The sequence below is a fragment of the Bacteroides sp. 1_1_30 genome, assembly GCF_020982715.1.
Taxonomy (GTDB): Bacteria; Bacteroidota; Bacteroidia; order Bacteroidales; family Bacteroidaceae; genus Bacteroides; species Bacteroides xylanisolvens.
The window spans coordinates 1-15,530 of sequence record NZ_JAJKHN010000037.1 but is presented as its reverse complement, the minus strand read 5'-3'; the positions used below and the strand labels follow the sequence as shown (position 1 = coordinate 15,530).

The window sequence follows — 15,530 nt, the reverse complement described above, 5'->3', positions numbered from 1 at the left end:
GTAGTAAAGATGATTTTATTAATCTAATATTTTTCAGACAGACAATCTCTTTTCAATCTGTGGCGAACTATTATTTCAACTTAGCCAATGCTTCTTTGATACGGCGGATAGCCTCTACGATATTTTCATCGCTTGTAGCATAACTCATACGGATACATTCAGGAGCACCGAAAGAGGCACCACCTACACAAGCCACGTGAGCTTCTTCAAGCAAGTACATTGCCAAATCATCTGAATCTGCAATCTTACGTTCGCCGTTGCTCTTTCCAAAGAAAGCATCGCATTTCGGGAACAGATAGAAAGCACCTTGCGGAACGTTTACCTCAAATCCCGGAACTTCCTTAGCCAACTTCACAATCAGGTCACGACGGCGTTGGAATGCCTTCTGCATTTCTTTTACCGGTTCTTGTGTTCCTGTATATGCCACTTCAGCAGCTTTTTGAGAAACAGAGCAAGGACCTGAAGTGTACTGACCTTGCAACTTGTTGCAAGCTTTTACAATCCATTCCGGACCGGCAATGAAACCGATTCTCCATCCTGTCATAGCGTAAGCCTTGGATACACCGTTTACAATCACTGTACGTTCCTTCATTTCTGGGAATTGAGCGATACTCTGATGCGCACCGATATAATTGATATGTTCGTAAATCTCGTCAGCGATTACTATCACCTGCGGATGTTTAGCCAATACTGCTGACAATCCGGCCAATTCTTCTTTTGTATATACAGAACCTGTCGGATTAGACGGAGAACAAAGAATCAATGCTTTCGTCTTCGGAGTGATGGCTGCTTCCAGCTGTTCCGGAGTAATCTTGAAATCTTGTTCGATACCTGCCGAAACAATTACGGGAGTACCTTCTGCCATTTTCACCATTTCCGGGTAGCTTACCCAGTAAGGAGCCGGCACAATGACTTCGTCACCCGGATTTACCAATACAAGGATGGTATTACAAACAGATTGTTTGGCACCATTGGCACACGAAATTTGAGCGGCTGTATATTCCAGACCGTTTTCTTTTTTCAGTTTCTCAACAATAGCATTGCGCAAAGCCGGATAACCCGGTACCGGAGAGTAACGAGAAAAGTTATCATCTATGGCTTTTTTCGCAGCTTCTTTGATGTGGTCAGGAGTATTAAAATCCGGTTCTCCTACACTTAAGTTAATAACATCAACACCCTGTGCCTTGAGCTCGTTGCTCTTTTGCGACATGGCAAGCGTCGCCGATGGCGACAAGCTGTTCAAACGATCTGATAATTGATTCATTTTGTATCTATTTTATTGTTGTTGAGTGAAAATCGTTGCAAAATAAGCGATAATATTTGATATATGAAAACAAATTGGCAATTTACTTATTAAAATGTAAAGTATGCCCCATTCTTTCTTTCTTTGTTCTCAAGTATCGTTCATTATACGGATTAGGAACTGTTTCAACAGGTACATTTTCTACTATCTCCAATCCGTATGCTTCCAAACCAACACGTTTCACCGGATTATTTGTCAAAAGTCTCATTTTGTGTACTCCCAGTTCACGAAGGATTTGTGCGCCTACTCCATAATCACGTTCGTCGGCAAGGTGTCCCAAACAAATATTCGCGTCAACGGTATCCATACCGTCTTCCTGCAACTTATATGCTTTCATCTTTTCCATCAGACCGATGCCACGTCCTTCCTGATTGAGGTAAACCACCACGCCTTTTCCTTCTTTTTCGATCATTTCCATCGCTTTATGCAGCTGCTCGCCACAGTCACAACGTTGTGAGCCAAGGATATCTCCAGTAGCGCAAGAGGAATGGACGCGTACCAAGATCGGTTCGTCTTCACTCCATGTTCCTTTAAATATAGCCATGTGCTCCAATCCGTTTGATTTCTGGCGGAAAGGAATCAGACGGAACTTTCCGTGTTCGGTAGGCATATTTACTTCTACTCCTTTTTCTACAATGGATTCCTGTTTCAGGCGATAAACGATCAGGTCATGGATAGAAATCAGCTTCAGTCCGTGTTCGTCTGCCATCTGACGGAGTTCGGGCAAACGTGCCATTGTTCCGTCTTCACTCATGATTTCCATCAAGGCACCTGCGGGGTAAAGTCCTGCCAGACGAGCCATATCAATCGTAGCTTCTGTATGTCCGGCACGGCGAAGTACTCCTTTTTCTTGCGCGTACAACGGATTGATGTGTCCGGGACGCCCGAAAGTAGCCGGTGTAGAAGTCGGATCGGCCAACGCCTGAATAGTAGCGGCACGGTCGGAAGCGGAAACACCTGTTGTACAGCCTTCCAATTTGTCAATAGTAACCGTAAAAGGAGTTCCCAACACGGAAGTATTATCACTTACCTGATGCGGTAAATCCAACTCCTTGCAACGAGACACTGTGACAGGTGCACAAAGTACGCCACGTGCATGTTTCAACATGAAATTTACTTTTTCGGGAGTTATCTTTTCAGCTGCAATAATCAAGTCGCCTTCGTTTTCGCGGTCTTCATCATCCACTACTATGACAAACTTGCCTTCTTTGAAGTCGGCAATCGCATCTTCTATTCTATCCATTTTAATAGTCTCTTTCATAACACTTATTTATTGATTTTCTGTATGATGAATTGAATTTGTTCATTGTTCTTTATAATCCGTTCCATATCCTTAGCCAGACGAACGCGGAACGCCCAGATGCGGAAATAGAAAAATAAACCGATAGGGAAAATGACTCCGGCTACCAGATTCAACCAATATATATGGAACGGGCGCACATGAGCAGAAACGGAAATAACCGGATAATTGTTTAATGCACCGATCAAAGTGGCAGATTTCGTATTGGACATTTCTTCAACCAACGCTTCCAGCTTTTCATTGATTGCCATCACCTCGTTATCATCCTCACTCGCCATCCACAACTTAAAGTAATTCGGTGCTTTTTCCAATCGTTTCCTGGCGGCATACGCTTTACACTCTGCCGAAAGTTGTTCCAAATCACCCGTCAGACGTGCGTAATCAGGATCATGAATAATCACTTCTTTCTTAAATATATGACGCACACTACGAATTCCCACAATCTTTTTAAACCAGTTGATATAAGCATCTGCATTAAGCACCACAGAGTCTTTATTCGATTTATAAGTAAGGAAGATTCCTAACGGGGCAAGGACTGCGCTACTTGTCCACATCCCCATCCAAACAATCCACTTACCGTCGCGGGCCATTTTATATCCTGTATTATCAATGATATAATAAATGATAAACACCAACACTGATACGATGACCGGCATTCCCAGACCTCCTTTACGGATAATACCGCCCAACGGAGCTCCGATAAAGAAGAACAGCAGACAAGAAAGTGAAATTGTTATCTTCTTATGCCATTCCGTCTTATGTTTTCGAATACTATAATCATTGTTCTCCATCGTGAATTTCTTGAACCCAAGATCGTTAGCCACGTTCTCCGCACGACTGACAGCAGAAGAAATCACCTTCTGTTTCTGCGTTAAAGAGGCTACTTCGTAAAGGCTGTCTACATTATATTCATGAATATCCGCCTTTTCTATTTTGACCGTATCTTCTTTTGTCAATCCATAAGAAGGACGGAAATTTCCTTCTGCCACTTCCCTGTAATACTGTCGTCCGATACTATCTCCCACAACCGTCATCGAGTCAATGGAACTCTGCAACTGCGCCATGTCCTTAGCACTGGACTGCTTACCCATAATCTCACCGTCAACCATATTGAAATCGGAATTAAACTCAATAATGGTATGTTTTTCCCTGAATTCCTCGCGTCGGTAAGGTACATTCTCCGATTTCATACTTTGAGCTTTCAGATTCTCAAATAAATCTCCGCTATACAAATGCAGCCAAAGATGCTGTTTATCCGCGGTCATCTCCAAACGCCCGGAATCAGCATATATAATACGTGCTTTCTCAAAGCCATCTTTCATACTATAAATCAGCACATCATATAGCATACCGGTCTTCCGGTTCTTCTTAGCTACCTTTAAATTATAGTCCTTGATTTCAGAATAGAAAACTCCTTCCGGAATGTCCAACTCCGGAGATTTTTGTTTCATCGAAAGGATCAGGGTTCCCAATTTAGCTTGGGCGATAGGACCTACTACATTTTGGAAATAGAATGAGACACCGACAAGCCCGCAAACGAAGAAAGCAAGCGGACGCATGATTTTAAGGAGAGAAATACCTGCGGCTTTCATCGCAAGCAATTCATAACGCTCGCCAAAGTTACCGAAAGTAATCAAAGAAGCCAGTAGCACTGCCAATGGCAACGATACCGGCACTAATGTTAACGCGGAATAAAAGAAGAATTGAGCCATTACGCTCATCTCCAATCCCTTTCCGACCAATTCGTCTACATATCTCCACAGGAACTGCATCATGAATATGAACAGACAGATGAAGAATGTACCAATAAAGAGCATCAAAAAACTCTTTACGATGAATATATCTAATTTCTTTATGCGTAGCATCTTAATAGGTTCGTGCAATTAGGATGCAAAATTAGCACAAAAAAAGGAGCATCGAAAATTTTTAGTTGAAAGTTAACTAAAAACCACAAGTTCTTCTTAATTTAGCTACTTGTGACTCCCACAATTCTTTCATATCATCTACTTCATCCGGCTCTGCGAAATCGGTAATTTCCAGCACATAATCACTAGTCAGCTCATTATAAGTCATCTTGATTTCAAAATAATCGCGCTCGTTTTCATCATCCAGCCAACGGAAGCGGATAAAAGAGAAAGAGCGAATGGCAATAATTTCTGCTTTCCTCTGTTCTGTCTTGCCCCAATGAAACTCTACTATTTTATCGTCAGAAATAACTTTGTCTGCAAACCAGTCCTCCAACCCGGTCGGTGTGCTAATAGCTCCCCAAAGTATATTTTTAGATGTTGCATTCAACAAATACTCCAAATGAATCTTTTCCTTTTTCATAGCAATTTCGAATTGTTTTTACGTGTGCCAAGATAAATACTTTTTTCTAAATACACCGCATAAATCAGACACTTTATTTAATTATTCTTTCATTATCGAGCCTCAAACTCCCTGTTTATAGGGAAAATCAAACCCCTTCTTAAAGAAAAAACACAAAAAAGTTATGAATTGTTTTGGAGATTATAAAAAATCATCTATCTTTGCACCCGCAATCGAGAAACGATGGCGGGATAGCTCAGCTGGTTAGAGCGCATGATTCATAATCATGAGGTCCCCGGTTCAATCCCGGGTCCCGCTACTTGATAAGAATAAGGCATTTGGGAGGCTTCCACTTCTGGGTGCCTTTTTCTTTTATACATCAATTGGTGCCGGTTTACACTATGGTTTACACCAACGCAAATCATATATCAATCAGATTAAACATCCGTCAAATTCAATGTGGCAAGGTTCAACATATAAAAAAATAGCCTCAACTTACAAAAAATTGAGGCTATCGAAATATCACTTAAAAAGTCTCTCTATTCCCATTCTATAGTCGCGTTAGGTTTCGGTGACATATCATAGCAAACGCGATTTACATTCTTCACTTCTTTCAAGATACGGTCTGTTATCTTCATCAGGATAGGCCATTCTATCGGTTCGATAGTAGCCGTCATAGCATCTACCGTGTTGACAGCGCGAATAATCACCGGCCAATCAAAAGAGCGGGCATTATCACGTACACCAACAGATTTAAAATCGGGTACTACCGTAAAGTATTGCCATACCTTTTTATCCAATCCGGCAATCTGAAACTCTTCACGCAAAATAGCATCGGACTCACGTACAGCCTCCAAACGGTCACTCGTTATAGCACCTAAACAACGTACGCCCAAACCTGGACCAGGGAAAGGTTGACGGTAAACCATCTCATAAGGCAATCCCAACTCCAAGCCACAAGCACGAACTTCATCTTTAAATAATTGGCGCAACGGCTCCACAAGCTCGAACTTAAGGTCTTCAGGCAGACCACCTACGTTATGGTGAGACTTCACCATTTTAGCAGTTTTCGTTCCACTTTCCACAATATCCGGATAAATAGTCCCTTGCCCCAAGAAGTCAATACCATTCAATTTACGTGCTTCTTCTTCGAACACACGAATAAACTCACCACCAATAATTTTACGTTTCTGTTCCGGATCTTCCACACCTGCCAGTTTATTCAGGAAACGATCGGTTACATCTACATAAATAAGATTTGCTTTCAACTGGTTGCTGAATACCTCAACCACATCTTCTGACTCTCCCTTACGCATCAAACCATGATTAACATGTACGCAAACCAGATTGTTACCAATTGCCTTCAGAAGTAAAGCTGCTACCACAGAGCTATCAACTCCACCCGACAGAGCCAACAATACTTTCTTATCGCCCACCTGACGCTTAATCAACTCTATCTGATCATTGACAAAGTTCTTCATGTTCCAGTTAGCTTCAGCTTTACAGACATCGAAAACAAATGATTTCACTGCCGCCTTTATAGCCTCAATATCATCCGCAAATTCTGCCAACTTCACTTCACAAGTTGCTTTATCGTGACCTGCAGCCATGACAGGAATCCCCAAAGTATAGATAGCCGGATTTACATCAATGGCAACGCCATCAATTACATTATTCGGTCCACCATTAATAATAATACCCTTTACATTGGGCAATGCTTTCAGTTCTTCCACTGTGATATCGTGAGGATAAATCTCACTATAAACTCCTAATGCACGGATGGCGCGAGCCAACACCGTATTCTCATGACTACCCAAGTCAAGGATAACAATCATATCCTGCTTCATCTGATTTTGGTTGTTTTTTAAGTTATTGTATTGTTTATTATTCACTATCGTTTCCAAACGGTCTGCAAATATAAAGATTTTTAGAGAGACTATAATACATTGATTCTCTAAAGTTTCAGAACAGAGTCGCGTTTTTTTTGCTGTTATAGTATTCAATTCAACAAAGAATTAAAACAACATAGGAAGCAGATGGATAGCAATAACCCAATTCTTTCATAAACTCCTTCAAAACTATGCTTTCATCCGCATCACAAACCGACTCCCCTGACCCAATTCGCTCTCTACCGTCAGCGTACCGCCATGAGCTTCCACAAAATCCTTAGAAATAGATAATCCCAAACCACTGCCTTGCACTTTCGTTCCGGGTACACGGAAATAGCGGTCGAAGATACTTTTGTGATAACGCGGATCAATGCCTTTGCCAAAGTCCTGAACATACAATTCGATCCAGTTTTCATCCTGCCTGGCACCGATAACCACACGCCCGTTTTCTTTTGAATAGCGAATAGCATTACTTAACAGATTCGTCAACACCCAGGCAATCTTCTCACTGTCGACAAAAAGCTTACCGATTTTCTCTTCCGGATACTCCACTTCTATCTGAATATTAAACTTATCCGCTTGCACCTGATTAGCTTTGATCGCATACTCAATCAGTTCAATCGGTTTGGTGATCTTCGGCATCAACTGTAATTTACCAGCTTCCACCTGCGTCATGTTAAGCAATTCTCCGGTGATGCTTAACAAACGTTCGCTATTCTCCTTGATACTCTTTGAAAGCTGTTCCTGCTCATCATTCAGCGCACCGACACGTTTATCTTCAAGCAGTTGGAGACTCATCATAATAGCAGCAATCGGAGTTTTCAGTTCATGAGAGATGGTCGAGATAAACGTAGTCTTGGCAGAATCCAGTTCTTTGAATTCCGTAATATTCTTTAGTAAAATGACATCACCCAGTTTGCGAGGTTCATCTTTTTCAGCCTCCGTATTAATGATGGGAACATAAGATGCCTTAAAGTAACTCTCTTTATCGTCTGCATATATTTTCAACGGTTCCTTCTGTTCGCCCGGTGTCACCAGTTCACGAATCAGCCGACGCAGCAAATCATTCTTCAAAGCCAGTTCCTCCGCCGATTGACGAATCACATTCTCCCGTTTCAAATTCAGCACATTCAGTGCTTCCTCATTGATAAACAAAATCTCACGTTCCATATTCAGACCAATCACCGGATCATCTATACTATTAACAATGGCTTCAATAAACTTCTTGGCAGAAAGGATATCCGACAAAGTACTGGCACGATATTCGGTCAAACGTTCTGCCATCCGGTTAAAACTATCCGCTACATCCCGGAACTCTTCATTATTATCCATTTGCAGACGCTTCTCATAGTTATGATTGGCTATTTCTAGAATTCCTTCTTTCAGCTCTTTAACCGGTTTACTGATAGAACGAGGCAGCCAATAAAGCAATATCAGCCCAGTCAAGATACAGATTCCCCCCGTTATGGAAATCCATAGCAATGCACGTTCCAAGGCAGGCATAGCAGCAGGACTATCAGGCTCTGTCGCAGTCAGAGTTTGAAGATTCACTACTGAAAGTGTTACCAACAAAATAATCATTCCTGCCAACATCCCAATGCCAAGAATCAGTTTCGTTTTAATATTCATAACGTTCATACGATTAATATTATGCAAGTATAATCAAATCTACATTAGCTTGCGACAAATTATTTAAAAACTTTCTATATCCCAGTATAGAACAAATAGCGTACGGTAGCCTCAAATTAGGAGTTCCCATACACACTGTCGATATCTGTTTCTCTTTACAAACCTTGACGATGCTCCCCAAAATGTCTTTCGACTGCACCTGGACAACTTCTCCCCCAAGTTCCGCCACCAGTTTAAAATGATTCAACAAATACCGTTGACTGGCCAAATCAATTCGATCCATACTCTCTCTCGGAGTCTGAACATACAAAGCTATAAAAGTAGTATTATACCGGGTTGCCAACTTTGCCGCCTTTCTGATAATTCGTCGGGGTGTTTTCTCGTGACTACTGATACAAGCCATAAACTTCTCATGCCGAAGTCCGACGGCTACTCCCATCATCACTTCATTCTCCACCTTTTTTTCTACCCGCAACGCCACTTCCTTCAGAGCCAACTCACGCAATTGAAGAATATTCTCGGTTCTAAAGAAATTATCCAATGCTGTCTGAATCTTTTCCGGACGATAGATCTTTCCCGCTTTCAAACGGGCAATCAGTTCTTCTGCCGTCAAGTCAATATTCACCACCTCATCCGCTTCCTGAAGCACACTGTCGGGCACCCGTTCTTTCACTTCAATCCCCGTAATCTCCTGCACTTCTTCATTCACGCTTTCGATGTGCTGAATATTGATTGCCGAAATCACATTGATTCCTTCATCCAACAATGTCATTACATCTTGCCAACGTTTCTCATTCAGACTTCCTTCCACATTGGTATGTGCCAATTCATCCACTATCACAATTTCGGGATGAAGGCGAATAATAGAATCTAAATCCATTTCTTCCAATTCCTTTCCCTTATAGAAGATTTTACGTCGCGGAATGACAGGAAGTCCTTCTAGCATCCCTTCCGTCCCGACACGTCCATGAGTCTCGATATAGCCGATTTTCACGTCCACACCATTTTCCAACAGTTCATGTGCCTCCTGAAGCATACGATATGACTTTCCCACACCGGCTATCATACCGATATAGACCTTAAACTTACCTCGCTGAGATCTCTTTATCAGATCCAGAAAATGCTGTACACTTTGTTCTCTATCATCCATTATGTTGCTCTGTTATTTTAAACATCCTAACCCGTAGCAATCATCACGATCACCACGGGTTCACAAAAATTCATGAGTTTATTTTATGGCCTTAAAGTTACGCCAAATACTAGATGGGCATCCTCCAAACGCGGATTCCATATAGCTTGCACAAATATAGGCAATGAAAACTTATCATTAAAATTGATAGCTTTCGTTGCTTTCAAAGCAAGGTTCGTCACTGCAAAACCATTCACATTATACTGCGGAGTTTCATAAGGAACCACTCCACAGGTAGCATTCAAGTCTACCCCTTTTACGCTGAACGGATAATTCAGTTCTACGTAAGAAGAATATGCCTGTTTTTCTTCCCCCTTGTCAGTCATCTTCCTGTCAGCACCGGCAAACATGGTATACCATGCAATAGACAACGGGAATTTTTCAACAGGAAGCGTATAAGCTAATCCTGCTTCAAAATGATGTCCGGTGTCGCCACTCTTAAAATGGAAATAATCATTTGTTAGTTCTCCATTGACTACATCAGCTTGTCCGTTCCACCAAAGACTGGCTACTGAAAGTGTCGGTCCTGCTTCACCAAACTTATAAGCTGCAGTGAGGTCAATTTCTTTATTACTCTCACTCAAACTGGTTGATCCCCATGCAGTAAGTGAGAAATTACCTACGCTAACTCCCAAAGTCGGTTGAAAAGAAGCGGCCCCCCCCTGATAAATACCACGCCATACATACGAACTTACCAAATCACCTTGTATAGTAAACTCTTGTGCTTGTGCATTGCCAGTTCCCAACATACATACGGCCGCTACAGCCATTGTTCCTAAAATACTCTTTTTACTAAAAAAACTTTTCATACTTCTTATCTAATTCTATTTTATGTTCCTGTAAAAAAGCAGCGCCCCATCCCCCCCTGTTTATTTGAACCGCTGGTATCACCCAAACGATTCGGACAGGAACGCTGCTCCTGATCTTCATCTACTTATTACTTTCTTCAAGAGCTATATTCAATTTCAGCACATTCACCTTTTCTGTTCCCAACAATCCCAGGAACGGTTTTTCGATGCTTTTATCAACAATCGCTCTTACTTGTTCTTCTGTTAATCCGCGTGCTTGTGCCACTCTCTTCACTTGTACGTATGCACATTGGGGAGTAATATCAGGATCTAGCCCCGAAGCACTGGCTGTAACCATTTCGGCAGGCACATCCGCACGGTCTAAATAAGGATGATGTACAAGGAAAGTATCAATACGCGCTTTCACTTCATCCAGATATTCCTGATTCGTAGGACCTTTATTACTACCTGCAGAACTCGTAGCATCATATCCGTCACCGGCAGAAGACGGGCGTCCCCAGAAATAAATATCTTTTGTAAACATCTGGCCCACATTAGCTGCTCCCACTACTTTCCCATCCAGCGTAGCTACCTCGGCATTTCCCTTATTAGGACCTGCAACCTGCGCAAACAACCACAAGATAAGGATATAGAACACGGAGAAAAAGACACAAAAAGCAAGTGTTATTTTTAATGACTTCAATAAAGTTTTCATTGCTATTGTTTTTTAATTAAAAGAATAAACCTACCAATAAATCTATCAACTTGATTCCCACAAAAGGAACAATCACACCACCCAAACCATAGATCAACAGATTACGGCGAAGTAAAGCACTTGCACCTATCGGTTTGTATTGCACGCCACGCAAAGCCAGCGGAATCAGAATCGGAATAATAATCGCATTAAAAATGACCGCTGAAAGAATGGCGCTTTCAGGACTATGCAGATGCATGATATTCAGAGCTGCCAGTTCAGGAATAGCAATCATAAACAAGGCCGGAACGATCGCAAAATACTTCGCTACGTCATTGGCGATAGAGAAAGTGGTCAGAGTGCCGCGTGTCATCAGCAATTGTTTACCGATTTCCACAATCTCGATCAGTTTCGTCGGATCGTTATCCAGATCGACCATATTACCGGCTTCCTTCGCAGCCTGTGTACCACTATTCATGGCTACACCTACATTGGCTTGTGCCAGAGCAGGAGCATCGTTCGTTCCGTCTCCCATCATTGCAACCAATTTACCAGCCTGCTGTTCCTTCTTGATATATTCCATCTTATCTTCCGGTTTAGCTTCAGCGATAAAATCATCCACACCGGCTTTTTCGGCAATATATTTTGCAGTTAATGGGTTATCTCCTGTCACCATGACCGTCTTCACTCCCATCTTACGCAGACGTTCGAAACGTTCCTGAATACCCGGTTTGATAATATCCTGCAACTCAATGACACCGGTCACTTTCTTGTTTACACATACTACCAACGGCGTACCACCATTACTGGAGATAGAAGAGATGACCTCTTCCACTTCTTTTGGGAATTCATTTCCTGCACCTTCCACCATCTTACGGATAGCGTCGAAAGCACCTTTACGAATTTGAGTTCCATCTGCCAGGTCTACTCCCGAACATTTGGTTTCAGCCGTAAACTTAATCATTCGTGCTCCCGTTGTATTCAGGTTACGCATACGGATGCCCGACTCGCGTCCCAGTTCTACGATAGACTTACCTTCCGGCGTTTCATCGGACAAGGAAGACAATAGACAAGTCTCTACAAAATCGTGCAAATTGACACCCGGAGCCGTATGGAAATGAGTTGCTTTACGGTTACCGATGGTGATAGTACCCGTTTTATCCAGCAACAACGTATCAATATCACCAGCAGTCTCTACTGCTTTACCGGATTTAGTAATCACGTTGGCACGGAGCGCGCGGTCCATACCGGCAATACCGATGGCAGAGAGAAGTCCACCGATAGTTGTCGGAATCAGACACACAAATAAAGAAATAAGCGAAGCAATGGTGATGACCGTATGACTATAGTCGGCAAACGGTTTCAAGGTAACACACACTATGACGAAAACAAGCGTAAAACCTGCCAGCAGAATAGTCAACGCAATCTCATTCGGGGTTTTCTGACGGGAAGCACCTTCCACCAATGCAATCATCTTATCAAGGAAACTTTCTCCCGGTTGAGTAGTCACCAGTACTTTTATATGATCGGACAATACCTTCGTGCCACCCGTTACGGAACTCTTGTCGCCACCTGCCTCACGAATAACCGGAGCAGACTCGCCGGTGATAGCACTTTCATCAATAGAAGCCAAGCCTTCAATAATCTCACCATCGGAAGGAATTACGTCTCCGGCCTCACAAACAAACACATCTCCTTTCTTCAACAGTGAAGAACTGACGGTAACAATTTTATTGCCTTCCACTTTCTTTGCCGGTGTCTCTTCACGAGTCTTACGCAAGCTGTCGGCCTGTGCTTTACCACGCGCTTCGGCAATAGCTTCGGCAAAATTGGCAAACAACAAGGTTACAAACAGAATGATAAACACAGCAATATTGTAAGCAAACGAACCTTGTGAAGAATTTACAATGGAGTAGAGCGTTACGAGTAGCATGACCACTGTAGCCACTTCTACTGTAAACATAATCGGGTTCTTTATCATCATCCGCGGGTTCAGTTTCACGAATGACTGTTTCAAACTTTCTATAACTTGCTCCTTTGGAAACAAAGAAGCTGATTTATTATCTTTCATATCTTCTCTAATTCAGTATTACAAACTTAAATGTTCAGCAATTGTACTCAATGCATGTACCGGGAAGAACGACAGCGCAGCAATAATGAAGATAACCACAAATGTCATGACTCCGAAAGTCAATGTATCGGTCTTCAATGTGCCGGCACTTTCCGGAATGAATTTCTTCTGTGCCAGTAATCCGGCAATGGCAACCTGCCCGATGATAGGAATAAAACGGCTCAAAATCAGAACAATACCACACGTATAATTCCAGAAATAAGTATTATCTCCCAAACCTTCAAAACCGGAACCGTTATTGGCGGCACAAGAAGTGTACTCATAAAGTTGCTCACTTAAACCGTGGAATCCCAAGTTGTTCAACCATCCACCTTCACTTTCCACAAAATCAGGATGGTACACATAAATATAACTTGAGAGTGCTGTAAATACCAAAATGACAAACGGATGAAGCAGAGCTACAATCGTAGCGATTTTCATTTCGCGGGCTTCCACTTTCTTGCCGAGAAATTCCGGCGTACGTCCTACCATCAAACCGCTGATAAACACTGTAATGATAATAAATGTATAGTAATTCATCCATCCTACACCTACACCGCCAAACCAAGTGTTAATCTGCATATTCAGCATCTCCATCATTCCGGACAGCGGCATAGTAGAATCATGCATACCATTCACAGAACCATTAGAGGTTACAGTAGTTACAATACTCCATAATGCTGTTGCTCCGGCTCCCAAACGAACCTCTTTACCTTCCATCGCACCATTATCCTGCGCAATTCCCAATTCATCAATGCGTGGATTACCACCCATTTCCTGACTGACATTAATACATACGCCTACCAGAAAAGCGAAAAGCATAACTCCGAATATACTGTAAGCCAACTTCTTTCTGCGGGTATAAAATCCCAGCGCAAGTACCATTGCCATCGGGATAATCAGGATAGACCAACATTCTACCATATTAGTAAGATATGTCGGATTCTCCAACGGATGAGAAGAGTTTACACCAAAATAACCACCACCATTTGTACCCAATTGTTTGATAGGAACAATCGCAGCCGTAGGACCTTGAGAAACCATTTGTTCCTGGCCTTCCATCGTAGTTACCTTCATCTTACCGTCAAATCCCATCGGAGTTCCCTGGAGAATCAGGATAAAACCTACAATCAGAGAAAGAGGCAATAAAATACGTGTACAGCTTATTACCAGAAATTGCCAGAAGTTACCAATCGTTTTGGTTGTTTTTGCAGCAATACTCTTCATAATACCTGCCATAGCAGCCATACCTGTTGCTGCGGTAATAAACTGGAAAAGCATGATGACGAACAGTTGAGTAAAATAAGTCAGTCCGCTTTCACCGCTATAGTGCTGCAAGTTACAGTTCACCATAAAACTGATACAGGTATTGAATGCCTGATCCGGAGTCTGCGGTCCGTTGCCGTCCGGATTTAAGGGCAACCATCCTTGTGAAACCAAGAGTACCATTCCCCAGAAAAACCAGAAAGCATTCAAAATCAACAATGCTTTCAGGAATTGTTTCCAGTTCATTTCTTCATTGGGGTCGATTCCACAAACTTTATAAATGACTCTTTCGATAGGAGCCATAAAATCAGACCAAGTCTTTTCTCCTCTGTAGACCTTGGCAATGTATTTTCCCAGTGGATAAGCCAGAATCACCATCAAGGCTATCTGAACAACCACGCCTAAAATTTCTATATTCATATACTTTTTACCTTAAACTGTGTGTGTTACTTTAAAACTTTTCGGGTTTGACGAGCACGTACATCAAATAACCGAAGATCGCAATACCTAATACGAATAATGCTGTGTACATAATCAATTCTCCTTTTTCTTTAAATATTCTCAAACCAGTCTACACATTTCCAAAATAGCCAGAAACAAGCGAAACCGCTTAACAAGCAGAAAATAAATGATAGTGTTATTCCCATGTTTTTACCTTTTAAATGATTAATAATCCTAATTATTTGCCATAAGTAATGCTAAAGGTATGCCAGAAAAAGAGAAAAGTAAGTAAGCTATTGATTTTCAAAACAATAAAAAAGAACTAAAAAGAATAACAAACGGAAAACACCTTACCATTTTGAAATGGATTATGCTATTATGAAAAACAATATAATAGAGAGGTGAAAATAAAAAAGAGTAGTAAAAGAGGAAATACAAGTATACCAAAGTATCATTGATAAATCAAAAAACAGAAATTTTGCAAAGTACCCAAAACAGAAAGCCCCTTGATTCGTTGCTGAATCAAGGGGCTTCTTTAAAACGGCGGCTACCTACTCTCCCACTGTTACGCAGTACCATCGGCGTGACGAGGCTTAACTTCTCTGTTCGGAATG

At 41.8% G+C, this 15,530-nt stretch carries 12 protein-coding genes and 1 tRNA gene; 1 reads left to right on the top strand and 12 read right to left on the bottom strand.

Features of this window, described 5'->3' with window-relative positions; translation table 11 throughout:
• Positions 1-70 precede the first annotated feature (70 nt).
• The 4 genes from LPH68_RS12640 to LPH68_RS12625 all read right to left on the bottom strand — a co-directional run bounded on the left by LPH68_RS12640 (position 71) and on the right by LPH68_RS12625 (position 4,931).
• A complete protein-coding gene (locus LPH68_RS12640; RefSeq protein WP_004306402.1) occupies positions 71-1,264 on the bottom strand; it encodes a pyridoxal phosphate-dependent aminotransferase in 1,194 nt (397 codons plus the stop codon).
• An 82-nt stretch (positions 1,265-1,346) separates the two neighbouring features.
• Entirely contained in the window at positions 1,347-2,564 is a 1,218-nt protein-coding gene (locus tag LPH68_RS12635; protein WP_004309056.1) for a bifunctional 3,4-dihydroxy-2-butanone-4-phosphate synthase/GTP cyclohydrolase II, read from the bottom strand.
• A 5-nt stretch (positions 2,565-2,569) separates the two neighbouring features.
• Complete coding sequence (locus tag LPH68_RS12630) at positions 2,570-4,468, bottom strand: LptF/LptG family permease (RefSeq protein WP_032812063.1); 1,899 nt, start codon at positions 4,466-4,468, stop codon at positions 2,570-2,572.
• 76 nt (positions 4,469-4,544) lie between these two features.
• A complete protein-coding gene (locus LPH68_RS12625) occupies positions 4,545-4,931 on the bottom strand; it encodes an START-like domain-containing protein (protein ID WP_004306400.1) in 387 nt (128 codons plus the stop codon).
• 224 nt (positions 4,932-5,155) lie between these two features.
• On the opposite strand from LPH68_RS12625, the gene LPH68_RS12620 reads away from it, so the two are divergent.
• Positions 5,156-5,229 (top strand) — tRNA-Met (locus LPH68_RS12620).
• A gap of 220 nt (positions 5,230-5,449) precedes the next feature.
• On the opposite strand, the gene guaA is transcribed toward LPH68_RS12620, so the two are convergent.
• From guaA to LPH68_RS26850, 8 genes are all read right to left on the bottom strand, one after another.
• Entirely contained in the window at positions 5,450-6,757 is a 1,308-nt protein-coding gene (gene guaA / locus LPH68_RS12615) for a glutamine-hydrolyzing GMP synthase (RefSeq protein ID WP_230296950.1), read from the bottom strand.
• Between the two features lie 231 nt (positions 6,758-6,988).
• Positions 6,989-8,428, bottom strand: a complete 1,440-nt coding sequence (locus LPH68_RS12610) for a PAS domain-containing sensor histidine kinase (protein ID WP_008025308.1) — start codon at positions 8,426-8,428, stop codon at positions 6,989-6,991.
• Between the two features lie 19 nt (positions 8,429-8,447).
• Positions 8,448-9,578: a sensor protein KdpD gene (locus LPH68_RS12605; protein ID WP_008025310.1), complete on the bottom strand. Its 1,131-nt coding sequence runs from the start codon at positions 9,576-9,578 to the stop codon at positions 8,448-8,450.
• A gap of 83 nt (positions 9,579-9,661) precedes the next feature.
• On the bottom strand, positions 9,662-10,426 hold the full coding sequence (locus LPH68_RS12600; RefSeq protein WP_087322362.1) for a hypothetical protein: 765 nt from the start codon (positions 10,424-10,426) through the stop codon (positions 9,662-9,664).
• 121 nt (positions 10,427-10,547) lie between these two features.
• Positions 10,548-11,120, bottom strand: coding sequence for a K(+)-transporting ATPase subunit C (locus LPH68_RS12595; RefSeq protein WP_004312961.1), 573 nt, complete (start codon positions 11,118-11,120; stop codon positions 10,548-10,550).
• Positions 11,121-11,136: 16 nt separating this feature from the next.
• Positions 11,137-13,170, bottom strand: a complete 2,034-nt coding sequence (kdpB, locus tag LPH68_RS12590) for a potassium-transporting ATPase subunit KdpB (protein WP_008025315.1) — start codon at positions 13,168-13,170, stop codon at positions 11,137-11,139.
• Positions 13,171-13,188: 18 nt separating this feature from the next.
• Positions 13,189-14,895 carry a potassium-transporting ATPase subunit KdpA gene (gene kdpA, locus LPH68_RS12585; protein ID WP_008025316.1) on the bottom strand — a complete coding sequence of 569 codons (1,707 nt, stop codon included), beginning with the start codon at positions 14,893-14,895 and terminating at the stop codon, positions 13,189-13,191.
• 31 nt (positions 14,896-14,926) lie between these two features.
• Positions 14,927-15,007 (bottom strand): potassium-transporting ATPase subunit F, encoded by an 81-nt coding sequence (locus LPH68_RS26850; RefSeq protein ID WP_073343870.1) that lies wholly within the window; start codon positions 15,005-15,007, stop codon positions 14,927-14,929.
• Positions 15,008-15,530 lie beyond the last annotated feature (523 nt).

What these genes read in the sequence shown, in the direction of transcription:
- LPH68_RS26850 (WP_073343870.1), bottom strand. Translation starts at nt 15,007, where the DNA reads ATGTACACAGCATTATTCGTATTAGGTATTGCGATCTTCGGTTATTTG.
- LPH68_RS12640 (WP_004306402.1), bottom strand. Translation starts at nt 1,264, where the DNA reads ATGAATCAATTATCAGATCGTTTGAACAGCTTGTCGCCATCGGCGACG.
- LPH68_RS12625 (WP_004306400.1), bottom strand. Translation starts at nt 4,931, where the DNA reads ATGAAAAAGGAAAAGATTCATTTGGAGTATTTGTTGAATGCAACATCT.
- kdpA (WP_008025316.1), bottom strand. Translation starts at nt 14,895, where the DNA reads ATGAATATAGAAATTTTAGGCGTGGTTGTTCAGATAGCCTTGATGGTG.
- LPH68_RS12610 (WP_008025308.1), bottom strand. Translation starts at nt 8,428, where the DNA reads ATGAATATTAAAACGAAACTGATTCTTGGCATTGGGATGTTGGCAGGA.
- LPH68_RS12600 (WP_087322362.1), bottom strand. Translation starts at nt 10,426, where the DNA reads ATGAAAAGTTTTTTTAGTAAAAAGAGTATTTTAGGAACAATGGCTGTA.
- LPH68_RS12635 (WP_004309056.1), bottom strand. Translation starts at nt 2,564, where the DNA reads ATGAAAGAGACTATTAAAATGGATAGAATAGAAGATGCGATTGCCGAC.
- LPH68_RS12595 (WP_004312961.1), bottom strand. Translation starts at nt 11,120, where the DNA reads ATGAAAACTTTATTGAAGTCATTAAAAATAACACTTGCTTTTTGTGTC.
- LPH68_RS12630 (WP_032812063.1), bottom strand. Translation starts at nt 4,468, where the DNA reads ATGCTACGCATAAAGAAATTAGATATATTCATCGTAAAGAGTTTTTTG.
- kdpB (WP_008025315.1), bottom strand. Translation starts at nt 13,170, where the DNA reads ATGAAAGATAATAAATCAGCTTCTTTGTTTCCAAAGGAGCAAGTTATA.
- guaA (WP_230296950.1), bottom strand. Translation starts at nt 6,757, where the DNA reads ATGAAGCAGGATATGATTGTTATCCTTGACTTGGGTAGTCATGAGAAT.
- LPH68_RS12605 (WP_008025310.1), bottom strand. Translation starts at nt 9,578, where the DNA reads ATGGATGATAGAGAACAAAGTGTACAGCATTTTCTGGATCTGATAAAG.